This is a genomic window from Pseudomonas sp. CFBP 13602, from assembly GCF_014842725.1.
Lineage (GTDB): Bacteria > Pseudomonadota > Gammaproteobacteria > Pseudomonadales > Pseudomonadaceae > Aquipseudomonas > Aquipseudomonas baltica.
The window spans coordinates 309769-323675 of the sequence record NZ_JACYVT010000006.1 but is presented as its reverse complement, the minus strand read 5'-3'; the positions used below and the strand labels follow the sequence as shown (position 1 = coordinate 323675).

The 13907-nt window shown below is 61.6% G+C and carries 14 protein-coding genes; 6 read left to right on the top strand and 8 right to left on the bottom strand.

Features of this window, described 5'->3' with window-relative positions; translation table 11 throughout:
• The first annotated feature begins 15 nt into the window (after positions 1-15).
• Both IFU31_RS14825 and IFU31_RS14820 read left to right on the top strand, forming a co-directional pair.
• Positions 16-321, top strand: a complete 306-nt coding sequence (locus tag IFU31_RS14825; RefSeq protein ID WP_192103462.1) for a hypothetical protein — start codon at positions 16-18, stop codon at positions 319-321.
• Between the two features lie 43 nt (positions 322-364).
• On the top strand, positions 365-667 hold the full coding sequence (locus IFU31_RS14820) for an RcnB family protein (protein WP_122477782.1): 303 nt from the start codon (positions 365-367) through the stop codon (positions 665-667).
• 43 nt (positions 668-710) lie between these two features.
• On the opposite strand, the gene cysG is transcribed toward IFU31_RS14820, so the two are convergent.
• From cysG to IFU31_RS14790, 6 genes are read right to left on the bottom strand one after another with little or no spacing between them, the layout of a single operon-like run.
• Positions 711-2102, bottom strand: coding sequence for a siroheme synthase CysG (gene cysG / locus IFU31_RS14815; protein ID WP_122477780.1), 1392 nt, complete (start codon positions 2100-2102; stop codon positions 711-713).
• Positions 2103-3383 (bottom strand): serine--tRNA ligase, encoded by a 1281-nt coding sequence (gene serS / locus IFU31_RS14810; RefSeq protein WP_192103460.1) that lies wholly within the window; start codon positions 3381-3383, stop codon positions 2103-2105.
• A 26-nt stretch (positions 3384-3409) separates the two neighbouring features.
• Positions 3410-3784 (bottom strand): fluoride efflux transporter CrcB, encoded by a 375-nt coding sequence (crcB, locus tag IFU31_RS14805; protein WP_122477777.1) that lies wholly within the window; start codon positions 3782-3784, stop codon positions 3410-3412.
• Entirely contained in the window at positions 3781-5106 is a 1326-nt protein-coding gene (locus IFU31_RS14800) for a replication-associated recombination protein A (protein WP_122477775.1), read from the bottom strand. Before IFU31_RS14800 ends, crcB begins: the two co-directional genes overlap by 4 nt.
• A 21-nt stretch (positions 5107-5127) precedes the next feature.
• Positions 5128-5751: an outer membrane lipoprotein chaperone LolA gene (gene lolA / locus IFU31_RS14795; RefSeq protein WP_122477774.1), complete on the bottom strand. Its 624-nt coding sequence runs from the start codon at positions 5749-5751 to the stop codon at positions 5128-5130.
• Between the two features lie 37 nt (positions 5752-5788).
• On the bottom strand, positions 5789-8269 hold the full coding sequence (locus IFU31_RS14790; protein ID WP_244646815.1) for a DNA translocase FtsK: 2481 nt from the start codon (positions 8267-8269) through the stop codon (positions 5789-5791).
• Positions 8270-8673: 404 nt separating this feature from the next.
• Between IFU31_RS14790 and aat the strand changes: the two genes are divergently transcribed.
• The 3 genes from aat (at position 8674) to infA (ending at position 10438) form a co-directional block, all read left to right on the top strand.
• Complete coding sequence (aat, locus tag IFU31_RS14785; protein WP_122477771.1) at positions 8674-9354, top strand: leucyl/phenylalanyl-tRNA--protein transferase; 681 nt, start codon at positions 8674-8676, stop codon at positions 9352-9354.
• Positions 9355-9412: 58 nt separating this feature from the next.
• Positions 9413-10120 carry an arginyltransferase gene (locus tag IFU31_RS14780; RefSeq protein ID WP_122477770.1) on the top strand — a complete coding sequence of 236 codons (708 nt, stop codon included), beginning with the start codon at positions 9413-9415 and terminating at the stop codon, positions 10118-10120.
• Positions 10121-10219: 99 nt separating this feature from the next.
• Positions 10220-10438 (top strand): translation initiation factor IF-1, encoded by a 219-nt coding sequence (gene infA / locus IFU31_RS14775; RefSeq protein ID WP_002553999.1) that lies wholly within the window; start codon positions 10220-10222, stop codon positions 10436-10438.
• A 142-nt stretch (positions 10439-10580) separates the two neighbouring features.
• Here the strand turns inward: infA and clpA are convergent, their stop codons facing one another.
• Together clpA and clpS are read right to left on the bottom strand one after the other, a co-directional pair.
• Entirely contained in the window at positions 10581-12851 is a 2271-nt protein-coding gene (gene clpA / locus IFU31_RS14770; RefSeq protein WP_122477768.1) for an ATP-dependent Clp protease ATP-binding subunit ClpA, read from the bottom strand.
• A gap of 29 nt (positions 12852-12880) precedes the next feature.
• Positions 12881-13243, bottom strand: coding sequence for an ATP-dependent Clp protease adapter ClpS (clpS, locus tag IFU31_RS14765; RefSeq protein WP_043190060.1), 363 nt, complete (start codon positions 13241-13243; stop codon positions 12881-12883).
• Positions 13244-13466: 223 nt separating this feature from the next.
• Between clpS and cspD the strand changes: the two genes are divergently transcribed.
• The gene (gene cspD, locus IFU31_RS21740) at positions 13467-13742 is read left to right on the top strand and encodes a cold shock domain-containing protein CspD (RefSeq protein WP_274598220.1); all 276 of its coding nucleotides are present in this window, start codon (positions 13467-13469) and stop codon (positions 13740-13742) included.
• Positions 13743-13907: the final 165 nt, after the last annotated feature.

Genomic DNA, 13907 nt, shown 5'->3' with positions numbered 1-13907 from the left:
TGACACGCACTCAAAATGACGCATTTATTTTTCAACAACTTTAATCGTCGCAAGGCGGAGAAAAATAGAGGAAATTTCCCATGCTTCGCCAATGTAATGCAAAGTTACATTTTTGGAACAGATGGGAGCTTGCGTACGTTGCCTTTGCGCAGTTTCTTACTTGCCGTCGAAGCTTTTTCAAATACGCTTGGCATGCTGTACAATTGGCATACTACGGTCGATTCGGTTGAAAAAATCGAGATCTCAGACTGGCAGACGTCAAGCCTAGCCGTCTCTTCGGAACCTGTTCACCACATTGCGTGGCCTCTGGTTCCGCGTTGATCGTTGCAGCTTGGCCAATAGGTTGATTAAAGGAAGTTCCCCCATGACCCGCATGCTGTTCGCTTCGCTGTGCATCACCGGCGCGCTGTTGTCGGCCGCATCGCCTGTCACGCTTGCCATCGAGGTATTCCGCCCGCCCGGCGACGCCACCGAGCTGGTTTCCCTGGGCAAGGGCGACCGTGTTCCGGCAGCCTATGCCCAACCCGATTCAGCTTTCATCGGGTGGAAATCCTCGGGGCTCAAGCAACCCGACCCGGACAGCCAGTGGGTGCAGATCGGCGACAACTTCGTACTGGTCCGACGCAGCAACGCGGTGATTCAGGACATCCAGCCCATTCCCAAGTAATGGCTGTCGCCTGTCAGCGACAGCCGGCGCCGGTCTGTGCTCGTCAGCGATACTGCGCGCCGTCGAACCAGGCGAGCTTCTCGCGCAGCACTACCACTTCGCCAACGATGACCAGCGTAGGTGCATGCACCTCATGCTCGGCGACCATCCGCGGCAGGTCCGCCAGGGTGCCGGTGAACACCCGCTGGTTTACCGTGGTGCCCTGCTGGATCAACGCCGCCGGTGTATCCGCGCCGCGACCGTGGCGAATCAGCTGTTCGCAGATGATCGGCAGGCCGATCAGGCCCATGTAGAACACCAGCGTCTGCCCTGGGGACACCAGATCGTGCCACGGCAGATCACTGGTGTTGTTCTTCAAGTGCCCGGTGACGAAACGCACAGATTGCGCATAGTCGCGGTGGGTCAGGGGAATGCCGGCATACGCCGCACAGCCGCTGGCTGCGGTGATGCCCGGTACCACCTGGAATGGGATGCCGTGGGCCGCCAATTCCTCGATCTCTTCGCCGCCCCGGCCGAATATGAACGGATCGCCGCCCTTGAGACGCAGCACGCGCTTGCCCTGCTTGGCCAAGGCCACCAGTTGCTGGTTGATCTGGTCTTGCGGCAAGGCATGCTCGGCGCGACGCTTGCCGACATACACACGTTCGGCGTCCCGACGACACAGGTCGAGGATCGCCGGCGCGACGAGGCGGTCGTAGAGCACCACATCGGCCTGCTGCATCAAGCGCAGGGCGCGGAAGGTCAGCAAGTCCGGGTCACCGGGGCCAGCGCCCACCAGATAGACCTCACCGGGGGCATGGGGCGGTGCACCGTCGACCTTCGCCTGGAGCATGCGTTCGGCCTCGGCGCCCTGCCCGGCCAACTGGCGATCGGCGATCGGGCCCTGGAACACTTCCTCCCAGAACGCACGGCGCTGGGTGACATCCGGGTACAGCGCCTTGACCTTCTGCCGAAAGCGCGCTGCCAGGCCGGCCAGCTCGCCATAGGTGGATGGAATCCAGGTTTCCAGCTTGGCGCGGATCAGCCGCGCCAGGACCGGTGCGTCGCCGCCACTGGACACTGCCACCACCAAGGGTGAGCGGTCGACGATGGCCGGAAAGATCACCGTACACAGTGCTGGCGCATCGACCACATTGACCGGCACACAGCGCGCGCGGGCATCGGCCGACACCTGGGCGTTGAGCGGTTCGTCATCGGTGGCGGCGATCACCAGCACGCAGCCGTCCAGATCGCTGCTCAGGTAACCCCTGTCGAGCATCTGCCCGCCGCTGCCGCGCACCAGATCGGCAAGCTGCGGGTCGATGCTCGGAGCGACCACGCGCAACACCGCGCCAGCCTCGGCCAGCAGGCGCGATTTGCGCAGGGCGATCTCGCCCCCGCCTACCACCAGCACCTGGCTGTCGCGCAATTTGTGGAACAGCGGCAGAAACTCCATTTAGCCGATGACCTCGAGGCCGCCCATATAGGGCTTGAGTACTTCGGGCACGCGGACGCAGCCGTCGGCCTGCTGGTAGTTCTCCAGCACGGCCACCAAGGTGCGACCGACTGCCAGGCCCGAACCGTTCAAGGTATGAACCAGCTCGGGTTTGCCTGTCTCGGGGTTGCGGAAGCGTGCCTGCATGCGCCGCGCCTGGAAATCCCCGGTGTTGGAGCACGAGGATATCTCGCGGTACTTGTCCTGGCTCGGCACCCAGACTTCCAGGTCGTAGGTTTTCACCGCGCTGAAGCCCATGTCGCCGGTGCACAAGGCCAGTACGCGGTACGGCAGCTCCAGCGCCTGCAGGATGCGCTCGGCATTGGCAGTCAGGCTTTCGAGGGCTTCCATGGATTTCGACGGTTCGACCACCTGGACCATCTCGACCTTGTCGAACTGGTGCTGACGGATCATGCCGCGGGTATCGCGGCCCGACGCGCCGGCTTCGCTGCGGAAGCACGGCGTGTGGGCGACGAACTTGAGTGGCAGCAGCTTGGCATCGAGGATTTCGCCGGCCACGATGTTGGTCAGCGACACTTCGGCTGTGGGGATCAGGTACAGATCGGCTTCACCTTCACGGCTGATCTTGAACAGGTCTTCCTCGAACTTGGGCAACTGACCGGTGCCCTGCAAGGCCGGGGCCTGCACCAGGTACGGGGTGTAGGCTTCTTCGTAGCCGTGTTCGCTGACGTGCAGGTTGATCATGAACTGCGCCAGTGCGCGATGCAGGCGCGCAATCGGCCCACGCATGATGGCAAAACGTGCACCGGACAGCTTGGCAGCCGTCTCGAAATCCAGGCCACCCGACTTGCCACCGAGGGCAACGTGGTCCTGCACCGGAAAATCGAAGGTGGTCGGCGTTCCCCAGCGGCGGACCTCGACGTTGCCGTCTTCGTCCTTGCCGATCGGTACCGATTCGTGGGGCAGGTTGGGAATGCCCAGGGCAATACCGTCGAGCTCGCCCTGCAGCTGTTCCAGCTCCGCCTTGCCGCGCCCCAGCTCCTCGGCGATGGACTCGACCTGCGCTTTCAGCGCGTCGACATCGCCGCCGCTTTTCATCACCTGGCCAATGGACTTGGACAGCGCATTGCGCTCGGCCTGCAGCTGTTCGGTGCGGGTCTGCACGGTCTTGCGCTGGGCTTCCAGCGCCTCGAGGCGCGCCACATCCAGGACATAGCCACGGCTGGCAAGGCGATCCGCTACGTCCTGAAGCTGGCTACGTAACAGTTTGGAATCGAGCATGTCGGTCTCTCGTTTATCAGTATTGGTCAGATTTTAGTCAGTGCCAGGCCGGCCCAGGTGGCCAGCAGGCCGCCGAATACGCTCACAGCGCAGTAGCCCATGGCAACCAGTCCCTGGCCGCTTTCGAGCAGGCGCACGGTGTCCAGCGAAAATGACGAGAAGGTGGTCAGGCCACCCACGAACCCCACCATCAATCCCGAACGGATCTCGACCGGAATGTCCGGGCGAATCATGAACAGGCCATACAGGTAGCCGATGATCAGGCAACCGATGATATTGACGGCCAGCGTACCGGTATAGAACAGACGTGGCCAGTTCGCATTGATGTAGGTCGCGGTGAACAGGCGCAGCAGTGTGCCGACCACCCCACCCAGGGATACCGCGACAATGGTCGGGATCACGCCTTTCTCCGTCGCCGCGGACTGCTGTCGTCCAGACTGGCGAGGTGCTTGAGCTTTTCGCCTATCTTCAATTCCAGGCCGCGCGGCACGGGGCGATAGTAGTGGCGTGGACTCAGTTGCTCGGGGAAGTAGTCTTCGCCGGCCGCATAGGCGTCGGGTTCATCGTGGGCATAGCGGTACTCGTCGCCGTAGCCCAGCTGCTTCATCAGTTTGGTCGGGGCGTTGCGCAAATGCAGCGGCACTTCCAGCGAGCCATGTTCGGCCGCCTCGCGCATCGCCGCCTTGAAGCCCATGTAGACGGCATTGCTCTTGGGTGCACACGCCAGGTAAACGATGGCCTGGGCCACCGCCAGCTCGCCTTCGGGGCTGCCCAGGCGCTCCTGCACATCCCACGCCGACAGGCACAGCGGCAGCGCCCGCGGATCGGCATTGCCGATGTCTTCGCTGGCCATGCGCACCACCCGCCGCGCCAGATAGAGCGGGTCGCAACCGCCGTCGAGCATGCGTGCGAACCAGTACAGCGACGCATCCGGATCGGAGCCGCGCACCGATTTGTGCAAGGCCGATATCTGGTCGTAGAACGCCTCGCCGCCCTTGTCGAAGCGTCGGCGGGTATCGCCGAGCAGGCTCTGCAACAGCTCGACGCCTATTTCCTCGCCGTCCTCGGCAAGGTCGGAGGCATTCTCCAGCAGGTTGAGGATCCTGCGTCCGTCACCGTCGGCAGCGGCCATGAGCATGGCAAAGGCCTCGTCGCCCAGGCGCAGTCGGCGCTTGCCCAGGCCGCGTTCCTCGTTCAGCGCACGGTCGACCAGACGCCGCAGTGCCGCCTCGTCGAGACTCTTGAGCACATACACGCGGGCTCGCGAGAGCAAGGCGTTGTTGAGTTCGAACGAGGGGTTTTCGGTGGTGGCGCCGATGAAGATCAGCGTACCGTCTTCCACGTAGGGCAGGAACGCATCCTGCTGGGACTTGTTGAAACGGTGCACTTCATCGACGAACAGAATCGTGCGACGGCCATACTGGCCCGCCTGCTGCTTGGCCACCTCGACCGCCTGGCGAATCTCCTTGACCCCGGCGAGTACCGCCGACACGGTTTCGAAGTGAGCATCCGACACTTTCGCCAGCAGCCGTGCCAGGGTGGTCTTGCCCACGCCCGGTGGCCCCCAGAAGATCATCGAGTGCAGGGCGCCCTGCTCCAGTGCCTCGCGCAGCGGCTTGCCGCGGGCGAGCAGATGCTCCTGGCCGACGTATTCGTCCAGGTTGCTGGCGCGCAGACGCGCGGCCAGCGGCTGGGCAATGGGATCACTGCGAAACAGGTCCATGGGGCGACAATCGACCTCGAATTATTCCTGGATCACGTCCGCCCCTTTGGGGATGTCGAACTTGAATTTGTTCGCGGCGATCGGCTCGTTGGCCCGGACGTTCATGAACAGGATATTGGTGCGCTGGCCCACGCTGTCGATCAGTTGCATGTCGTTGATCACACCCTTGCGGAACGACAGGCGCAACGAATCGAACAAGGTGTCGCGGGTCTTGGGCTTGAGCACGAAATCGATCACGTCGCCGGCTTCCTTGGCACTGATGTCGAAGCTCTGGCTGATCTTCGACACGTCACCGGACAACAGCAGCGCCGGGGTCTGGGTCAGGCGCTGGTCGAGGGTCTTGATGGTGACCTGCTCCAGGTCCGGGTCCCACAGCGAAACCTTCTTGCCGTCGGAGACCATCAACTGCTCCTGCGGCGCGTCGGTGTGCCAGTTGAACAGGCCAGGCCGCTGCAGGGCCATCTGCCCGGCGGTCTCCTGCAACTGGGTACCGCTGCCGTCCAGGGTCAGCTGGGAAAAACGCGCGGTCAACGTCTGGGATTTCTCCAGCAATTGCGTCAAGCGCGCCACGTCCTTCTGGTCGGCGTGTACCGACAGGCTGGCCAGGGCCAGGGCAGAAACCAACAGCATGCGAATCAGGCGCATGGGAATCCTCGTTCTAGGGTAAGGCGCGAGCGTTGCATCAGTCGCGCATCGGGCCCGGCGCGATCACTTCGCGCGAGCCATTGGTGTTCATCGGCGTGACCACACCGGCCATTTCCATGGACTCGATCATGCGCGCCGCGCGGTTGTAGCCGATCTTGAGCTTGCGCTGTACCGCCGAGATGGACGCACGACGGCTTTCCAGCACGAAGTTCACCGCCTCGTCGTAGAGCGCGTCGCTTTCGCTGTCGTCGCCATCGCCGCCGCCACTGCTGCCCTCGAAGCCACTGCCGGCTTCCTCGACGCCGGCCAGAATGTCTTCGTTGTAGTCGGGCACGCCGCGCTGCTTCCACGCCTCGACCACGCGATGCACCTCTTCGTCGGAAACGAAGGCGCCGTGCACGCGAATCGGCAGGCTGGTGCCCGGCGGCATGTAGAGCATGTCACCGTGACCCAGCAGTTGTTCGGCACCGCCCTGGTCGATGATGGTACGCGAGTCGATCTTGCTCGATACCTGGAACGCCATGCGCGTGGGGATGTTGGCCTTGATCAGGCCGGTGATGACGTCCACCGAAGGTCGCTGGGTAGCGAGGATCAGGTGGATACCGGCGGCACGGGCCTTCTGCGCGATACGCGCGATGAGCTCTTCGACCTTCTTGCCGACGATCATCATCATGTCGGCGAATTCGTCCACGACTACCACGATGGTCGGCAGGGTCTTGAGCAGCGGCGCCTCGTCGTGAATGCTTTCGCGCTTGTAAAGCGGGTCGCTGAGGGGCGTCCCGGCCTCTTCGGCGTCCTTGATCTTGCGGTTGAAGCCCGCCAGGTTGCGCACGCCCATGGCCGCCATCAGCTTGTAGCGTCGCTCCATCTCGGCAACGCTCCAACGCAACGCGTTAGCGGCATCCTTCATGTCGGTGACCACGGGGCAAAGCAGGTGCGGAATGCCCTCGTAGATGGACAATTCGAGCATCTTCGGGTCGATCATGATCAGCTTGGCGTCTTCCGGGCCCGACTTGAACAGGATCGACAGGATCATCGCGTTGACCCCCACCGACTTGCCGGAACCGGTGGTACCGGCGACCAGCAGGTGAGGCATCTTGGCCAGGTCGGTGATCACCGGTTTGCCGCCGATATCGTGGCCTAGCGCCATGGTCACAGGCGACTTGGCCTCGTCGTACTGGGGCGAGGACAGCACTTCGGAGAAACGCACGATCTGCCGGTCTTCGTTGGGAATCTCGATACCGACGGTGGTCTTGCCGGGAATGACTTCGACCACACGGACACTGAGCACCGCCAGCGAACGCGCCAGGTCTTTGGCCAGGTTGGAGATGCGGCTGACCTTGACGCCGGCCGCCGGCTGGATCTCGTAACGGGTGATCACCGGGCCGGGGTGAATGGAATCGACGGTCACTTCCACGCCGAATTCCTTGAGTTTCACCTCCAGCAACTGGCCCACGGCCGCCAGCGACTCCGGCGAATAGTTGACCTTCTTCTCTTCGGCGGGATCGAGAATGGAAATCGGCGGCAAGGTGCCCTGCACGGCGCTATCGACGAACAATGCAGCCTGCTTCTCCTTCTGCACCCGCGCGCTCTGCTCGGGCGGCTTGCCGCTGGGCGCGCCCTGGGTACTTTCTTCGCTCAACGGCTTGATCGGTACTGCAGGCCGCACGGGCTGGCTGGCCGCGACCGGCGCCGCCATTGCGACCGGCGCGATGGGCGCCACCGGACGGCTCTGCAGGGTCGGTTCCACCGGCGCCGGCCGCACCGGCCTGGGCTTGGCGACATCGCGCGGCTCGCTGACCCTGGGCGCAGCATAGGCCGGTTCGTCCACTTCACGCAGTTGGGCAACCAGTTGCTTGCGTTCGGCACGCGCCGCCCACCAGCGGCTGGCCGAGCCCTGCATCAGCTCGAGCAGGTCGAGGGTGATCTTGCCGGTCATGTCCATGACCTTGAACCAGGACAGGTCGGTGAACACGGTCAGGCCGAACAGAAACAGTGCGATGAACAACAGGGTGCTGCCCTGGATGTTCAAGGCGTTGAGCGCCAGGTTGCCCAGGCTTTGGCCCAGCGCGCCGCCGGCGGACGCCGGCAGGCTGCCGGCGGAATGGAAATGGATATGAGCCAGGGCCGCGCCGGAGAGAATCAGGAACACCAGCCCGATGAGGCGCCAGGAAAACAGCCAGCCACTCCACTGCCAGGGTTCGTGGCGCTGACGGAAGATCTGCCAGGTCTTGACCGCCAGCAGCAGGGGAAAGATATAGGCGAAATAGCCCAGCACCATGAACAGAATATCGGCGGCGAACGCACCGGCACGGCCGGCCGCGTTCTGCACCTGGTCCATGTTGCTGCTGGTGTGGCTCCAGCCGGGATCGGTCTGATCGTAGGTCAACAACGCCATCCACAGATAAAGGCACAGCGCGCCCATGGCGATCAGTGCGCCTTCCTTGAGGCGATAATGCATTTGCTGGCGCCAGACGGGCACCGATGCGGGAGCGGATGAGGCAGTGGATTTCTTCAAAACGCTTGATTTCCTGCGCCTGTCGAAGCGCGCAACTGATGGATGACAAAAATACAGCAAATGGCCACTATCGGTGGACAACAGGCCCTGCAAAGATCGCATTGTACGGCTTTGTCGGCAATTCGCGCATCTGCAATATAAGCGTCGCTTGCCGTGCGCCATTCAGCTTCGGATCAGGCGACGCACGAAATGTGATTCAGCGGTGCTTTGTGTTTGCCGACAAGGCCTTACGAGCCAATCTTGAAGAACAGTGACATGGGACTGCAATTGCCTGAAAAAGTTACATGAAAGCTCGGTCGCCCTGACTGCCCAGCCTTGCTGCCGTGCATTGGCGTGCCGACCGGATCGTGGCAGGATGAACTCACTGCCCCCGGTACCACCCTCCCCTGCCGTAGCGAACAATCATGCTGACGTGGCTCAAACGAAACGAACTGGTCTTTCCTCCCCTGAGCAAGGCGATGCGCGAGCCCAATGGGCTGCTGGCAGCCGGTGGTGACCTCAGCCCCGAGCGGCTGGTGCAGGCCTACCGGCACGGCTGCTTCCCCTGGTTCGAGGACGGCCAGCCGATTCTCTGGTGGTCGCCGGATCCGCGTACCGTGCTGATGCCCGCCGAACTGCATGTGTCACGCAGCCTGCGCAAGGTACTGCGCCAGCAACGCTTCACGGTAACCTTCGACCAGGACTTTCCCGCTGTCATCGCTGCCTGCGCAGGGCCGCGCGATTACACCGACGGCACCTGGATAACCAGCGACATGCAACGCGCGTACCTCACCCTGCACGAGCAAGGGCACGCGCACTCGGTCGAGGTGTGGGACGGCGAGACGCTTGTAGGTGGGCTCTACGGCCTGGCCATGGGCCAACTGTTCTTCGGCGAATCCATGTTCAGCCGCACCGACAACGCCTCCAAGGTTGGCTTCGTGACTTTGGTCGAGCATCTGCAGCAGGCCGGTTTCGTGCTGATCGACTGCCAGATGCCCACCGAGCACTTGCACAGCTTGGGCGCACGAAGCATCGCCCGAGATCAGTTCGCCGGTTATCTGAGCCAATACCTCGACCAACCCAATAGCGCGACATGGCAGCGCTAGGCGAGTTCTCCGGCACTGGCTTACACTTGATGCAATGGTTTCATTCCGAGGGTTCATCATGACTGAGTTGGCGCGCCTGAAGTTCTATGCCACTCAACCCCATTCGTGCAGCTACCTGCCCGACGAGCAAGCCACGACCTTGTTTCTCGATCCGAGCCAGCCGATGGACGTCCACGTCTACGCCGACCTCTCGGAAATGGGTTTCCGCCGCAGCGGTGACCACCTCTACAGGCCGCACTGCCAGCGCTGCAACGCGTGCGTGCCGGCACGCATTCCCACGGCAGGCTTCACCCCCTCGCGCCAGCAGAAACGCATCGTCAAGCGCAATCACGACGTCCAGGTGACGAGTGCCACCCCCCGCTTCAGCGAAGAGTATTTCGACCTCTACCAGCGCTATATCGAACAGCGCCACGCCGATGGCGACATGTTTCCGCCCAGCCGTGATCAGTTTTCGACGTTTCTGGTCCGAGACCTGCCGTTTTCGCGCTTCTACGAATTTCGCCTGGAAGGCCGGCTGCTGGCGGTGGCCGTGACCGACCTGCTGCCCAACGGGCTGTCCGCCGTGTATACCTTCTACGAGCCGACCGAAGAGCGGCGCAGCCTGGGCCGTCTGGCGATCCTGTGGCAGATCGAGGAAGCACGGCGATTGAACCTGGATGCGGTCTATCTGGGCTACTGGATCAAGAACTGCCAGAAGATGAATTACAAGACCCAATATCGACCCATCGAGCTGCTTATCAATCAGAGATGGGTAACACTTAACTGAACCCCTTGGCTTGAGCCCCCTTTTTCGGGCACAATGCACGCCGCTTTTGCCTGGCGCAGTTGCACCGGGCCATCAACTGGATACCGAGGGTTTTACTGCATGTCGAAAGAAGACAGCTTCGAAATGGAAGGCACTGTCGTCGACACCCTGCCCAACACCATGTTTCGCGTGGAGTTGGAAAACGGGCACGTCGTAACCGCGCATATCTCCGGCAAGATGCGCAAGAACTACATTCGTATTCTCACCGGTGACAAGGTGCGTGTTGAACTGACGCCCTATGATTTGAGCAAAGGGCGCATCACCTACCGCGCTCGCTGAACCGAGACACATGAAAACGCCCGGCATTGCCGGGCGTTTTTGTGTGCGTGGTATTTGGACACCAAAAGCTACGCGGCTTGCGCCGCTGCTGCAGGGAGATTCACACAACCCCTGTAGCAGCGGCGCAAGCCGCGTCGAGCCGTTATGCCATCTCAGCCGTGGTTTCGAAATCGAAGGTCAGCTCGCCGTCCTTGATGTCGATGTGCACCACCCCGCCATGCTCGGCCAACTCGCCGAACAGGATCTCTTCCGCCAACGGCCGCTTGATCTTGTCCTGAATCAAGCGCGCCATGGGACGCGCGCCCATCTGCACATCGTAGCCACTTGCCGCCAGCCAGCCGCGCGCGGCATCGGTGACTTCAAGCTGCACACGCTTGTCTTCCAGCTGCGCCTGCAATTCGGTGAGGAACTTGTCGACCACGCTCTTGATGACTTCGTGGCTGAGGCGACCGAACTGGATGATGGTGTCCAGGCGGTTGCGGAATTCCGGCGTGAAGCTTTTCTTGATCACTTCCATGGCGTCGGATGAGTGGTCCTGATGGGTAAACCCGATCGAGGCCCGCGCAGCGGTTTCGGCACCAGCGTTGGTGGTCATGATGAGAATCACGTTGCGGAAATCCGCCTTGCGTCCGTTGTTGTCGGTCAGGGTGCCGTGATCCATGACCTGCAGCAGCAGGTTGAAGACCTCGGGGTGAGCCTTTTCGATTTCATCGAGCAGCAGTACGCAATGCGGCTGCTTGGTGATGGCTTCGGTCAACAGACCGCCCTGGTCGAACCCGACATAACCCGGTGGCGCACCGATCAGACGCGATACGGTGTGACGCTCCATGTACTCGGACATGTCGAAACGCACCAGCTCCACGCCGAGGGCCTTGGCCAGCTGGCGCGCAGCCTCGGTCTTGCCGACACCGGTAGGGCCGGCGAAGAGGAACGAGCCCACGGGCTTGTCCGGCGCCTTCAACCCGGCGCGCGACAGCTTGATGGCCGTGGCCAGCGAGTCGATGGCAGCGTCCTGGCCAAACACAGTGAGCTTGAGGTCACGCTCCAGGTTACGCAGCAGCTCCTTGTCGGAACTGGTTACGTGCTTCGGCGGAATCCGCGCGATCTTGGCCACGATGTCTTCGACCTGAGGCACTTCGATACGCTTGACTCGATTGGCTTCAGGCTGCAGGCGCTGGTAGGCACCTGCCTCGTCGATGACGTCGATGGCCTTGTCGGGCATGTGTCGGTCATTGATGTAGCGCGACGCCAGCTCGGCGGCCGCACGCAGTGCTTCGTCACTGTATTCGATGTTGTGGTGCTGCTCGAACCGCCCCTTGAGGCCACGCAGGATGCCGATGGTGTCTTCCACCGAAGGCTCGGACACGTCGACCTTCTGGAAACGACGTGCCAGGGCGCGGTCCTTCTCGAAGATGCCACGGAATTCCTGGAAGGTGGTCGAACCGATGCAGCGGATATCACCGGAGGACAACAGCGGCTTGAGCAGGTTGGACGCATCCATCACCCCGCCCGACGCAGCACCCGCACCGATGATGGTGTGGATCTCGTCGATGAACAGGATCGCCTGCGGACGCTTCTTCAGCTCGCCGAGCAATGCCTTGAAGCGCTTCTCGAAATCGCCGCGGTACTTGGTACCGGCCAGCAGCGCGCCCAGGTCGAGGGAATACACGACACTGTTCGCCAGCAGATCAGGCACCTGGCTATCGACGATGCGCTTGGCCAGGCCTTCGGCAATCGCCGTCTTGCCCACGCCTGCTTCGCCTACCAGCAACGGGTTGTTCTTGCGGCGACGAGCGAGAATCTGCGCGACGCGCTCGACTTCGCTCTCGCGACCGACCAGTGGATCAATGCGACCCTGGCGAGCCAGCTCGTTGAGGTTGCTGGCATAGGCATCCAGCGGGTTGCTCGACGAAGAGGTATCACCGCCTTCTTCGTCCTGCATTTCCTGCTCGCCTTCGGAGCTGTCACCGTGACCAGGGACCTTGGAAATACCGTGCGCGATGTAGTTGACCACATCGATGCGCGCCACGCTCTGCTGCTTGAGCAGGAACACGGCCTGGCTTTCCTGCTCGCTGAAGATCGCCACCAGCACGTTGGCGCCGGTGACTTCTCGCTTGCCCGAACTTTGTACATGGAACACGGCACGCTGCAGCACACGCTGGAAGCCCAGCGTCGGCTGGGTTTCACGATCCTCGTCATGCACGGGGATCAACGGCGTGGTGGAGTCGATGAACTCCTGCAGGTCGTGTTTGAGTTTTTCGAGATTGGCGCCGCACGCGCGCAATACGGTGGCGGCTGCCTCGTTGTCCAATAGCGCCAGAAGAAGGTGTTCCACGGTCATGAACTCATGACGCTTGGAGCGCGCTTCCTTGAAGGCAAGATTGAGCGTGACTTCGAGCTCGCGGTTTAACATAGCTTCACCTCATACCCAAGTGGTCGGCGTTAACCGTCCTTCTCGATTTCACAGAGTAGCGGATGCTGGCTTTCCCTGGCGTACTGGTTGACCTGCATGGCCTTGGTTTCGGCGATGTCTCGGGTAAACAATCCGCATACTGCCCGTCCTTCTGTATGGACGGCCAGCATGACCTTGGTCGCCAGCTCACGATTCAGATTGAAGAAAACCTCGAGGATCTCGACGACGAAATCCATCGGGGTGTAGTCGTCGTTGAACAGAACCACCTTATACATCGGTGGGGCCTGCAATGCAGGCTTGGATTCCTGGACGGCAATGCCTGCCGAATCGTCCTCGTGCGACTGCGGGCGGTCTTGATTGAAGGTTAGTCGAATCTGACTGAATGCATGCATGGAAAGAAGATTCATCGTTGAGCGAATAGAAGTGGTGGGTTGACCTTGTGACCGAATTTTGACTCGGTCGCCGCATGACCTTGACTATCGGCAAAACGGTGTTACAAACAATAGAACCCACATTGGGGAAGAAAGGTCCGCGCAGTCAACCAAATTTTTTCAATCGGTTGTGTTGCGCACGAAGTGGATGATACTCCAGAGCTGGAGTCCTTTGCAGAGGGATATGGGTATGCGCAGTGGTAAAGTCAAGTGGTTCAACAATGCCAAGGGCTACGGCTTCATTATCGAAGACGGTCAGACCGAGGATCTTTTCGCCCATTTCTCCGCCATCGCCATGGAGGGTTACAAGACGCTGAAGGCTGGCCAGGCCGTTTCCTTCGAGATCTCACAGGGACCCAAGGGGCTGCACGCCGTGGCCATCAAGACGGTAGAGGCCGAAGTCACGCAAGCAAGCACTGCGACGACCAAAGAAGAGGCAAGGGAGTCCGCGAACGCATGATCGCGTCGCAGGAACAGTGATCGCGAGCAAGCGTTCCTCGGGCGCATGCTGTGCAACGTGAGCGCTTGCTCGCCGTCATTGCTGCGAATGTGCACCCGGACAGGCCATCCACACGGATGGCCTGTTTCGTTTCCGGCAGCTGCCGACCCGCCCAGCTTTGTGCCC

Bases quoted from the DNA above. Each gene is read 5' to 3' on its own strand.
- lolA (WP_122477774.1), bottom strand. From the start codon at position 5,751: ATGCGCCTGATTCGCATGCTGTTGGTTTCTGCCCTGGCCCTGGCCAGC.
- infA (WP_002553999.1), top strand. From the start codon at position 10,220: ATGTCGAAAGAAGACAGCTTCGAAATGGAAGGCACTGTCGTCGACACC.
- clpS (WP_043190060.1), bottom strand. From the start codon at position 13,243: ATGCATGCATTCAGTCAGATTCGACTAACCTTCAATCAAGACCGCCCG.
- IFU31_RS14820 (WP_122477782.1), top strand. From the start codon at position 365: ATGACCCGCATGCTGTTCGCTTCGCTGTGCATCACCGGCGCGCTGTTG.
- IFU31_RS14825 (WP_192103462.1), top strand. From the start codon at position 16: ATGACGCATTTATTTTTCAACAACTTTAATCGTCGCAAGGCGGAGAAA.
- aat (WP_122477771.1), top strand. From the start codon at position 8,674: ATGCTGACGTGGCTCAAACGAAACGAACTGGTCTTTCCTCCCCTGAGC.
- serS (WP_192103460.1), bottom strand. From the start codon at position 3,383: ATGCTCGATTCCAAACTGTTACGTAGCCAGCTTCAGGACGTAGCGGAT.
- IFU31_RS14800 (WP_122477775.1), bottom strand. From the start codon at position 5,106: ATGGACCTGTTTCGCAGTGATCCCATTGCCCAGCCGCTGGCCGCGCGT.
- cysG (WP_122477780.1), bottom strand. From the start codon at position 2,102: ATGGAGTTTCTGCCGCTGTTCCACAAATTGCGCGACAGCCAGGTGCTG.
- cspD (WP_274598220.1), top strand. From the start codon at position 13,467: ATGGGTATGCGCAGTGGTAAAGTCAAGTGGTTCAACAATGCCAAGGGC.
- IFU31_RS14780 (WP_122477770.1), top strand. From the start codon at position 9,413: ATGACTGAGTTGGCGCGCCTGAAGTTCTATGCCACTCAACCCCATTCG.
- clpA (WP_122477768.1), bottom strand. From the start codon at position 12,851: ATGTTAAACCGCGAGCTCGAAGTCACGCTCAATCTTGCCTTCAAGGAA.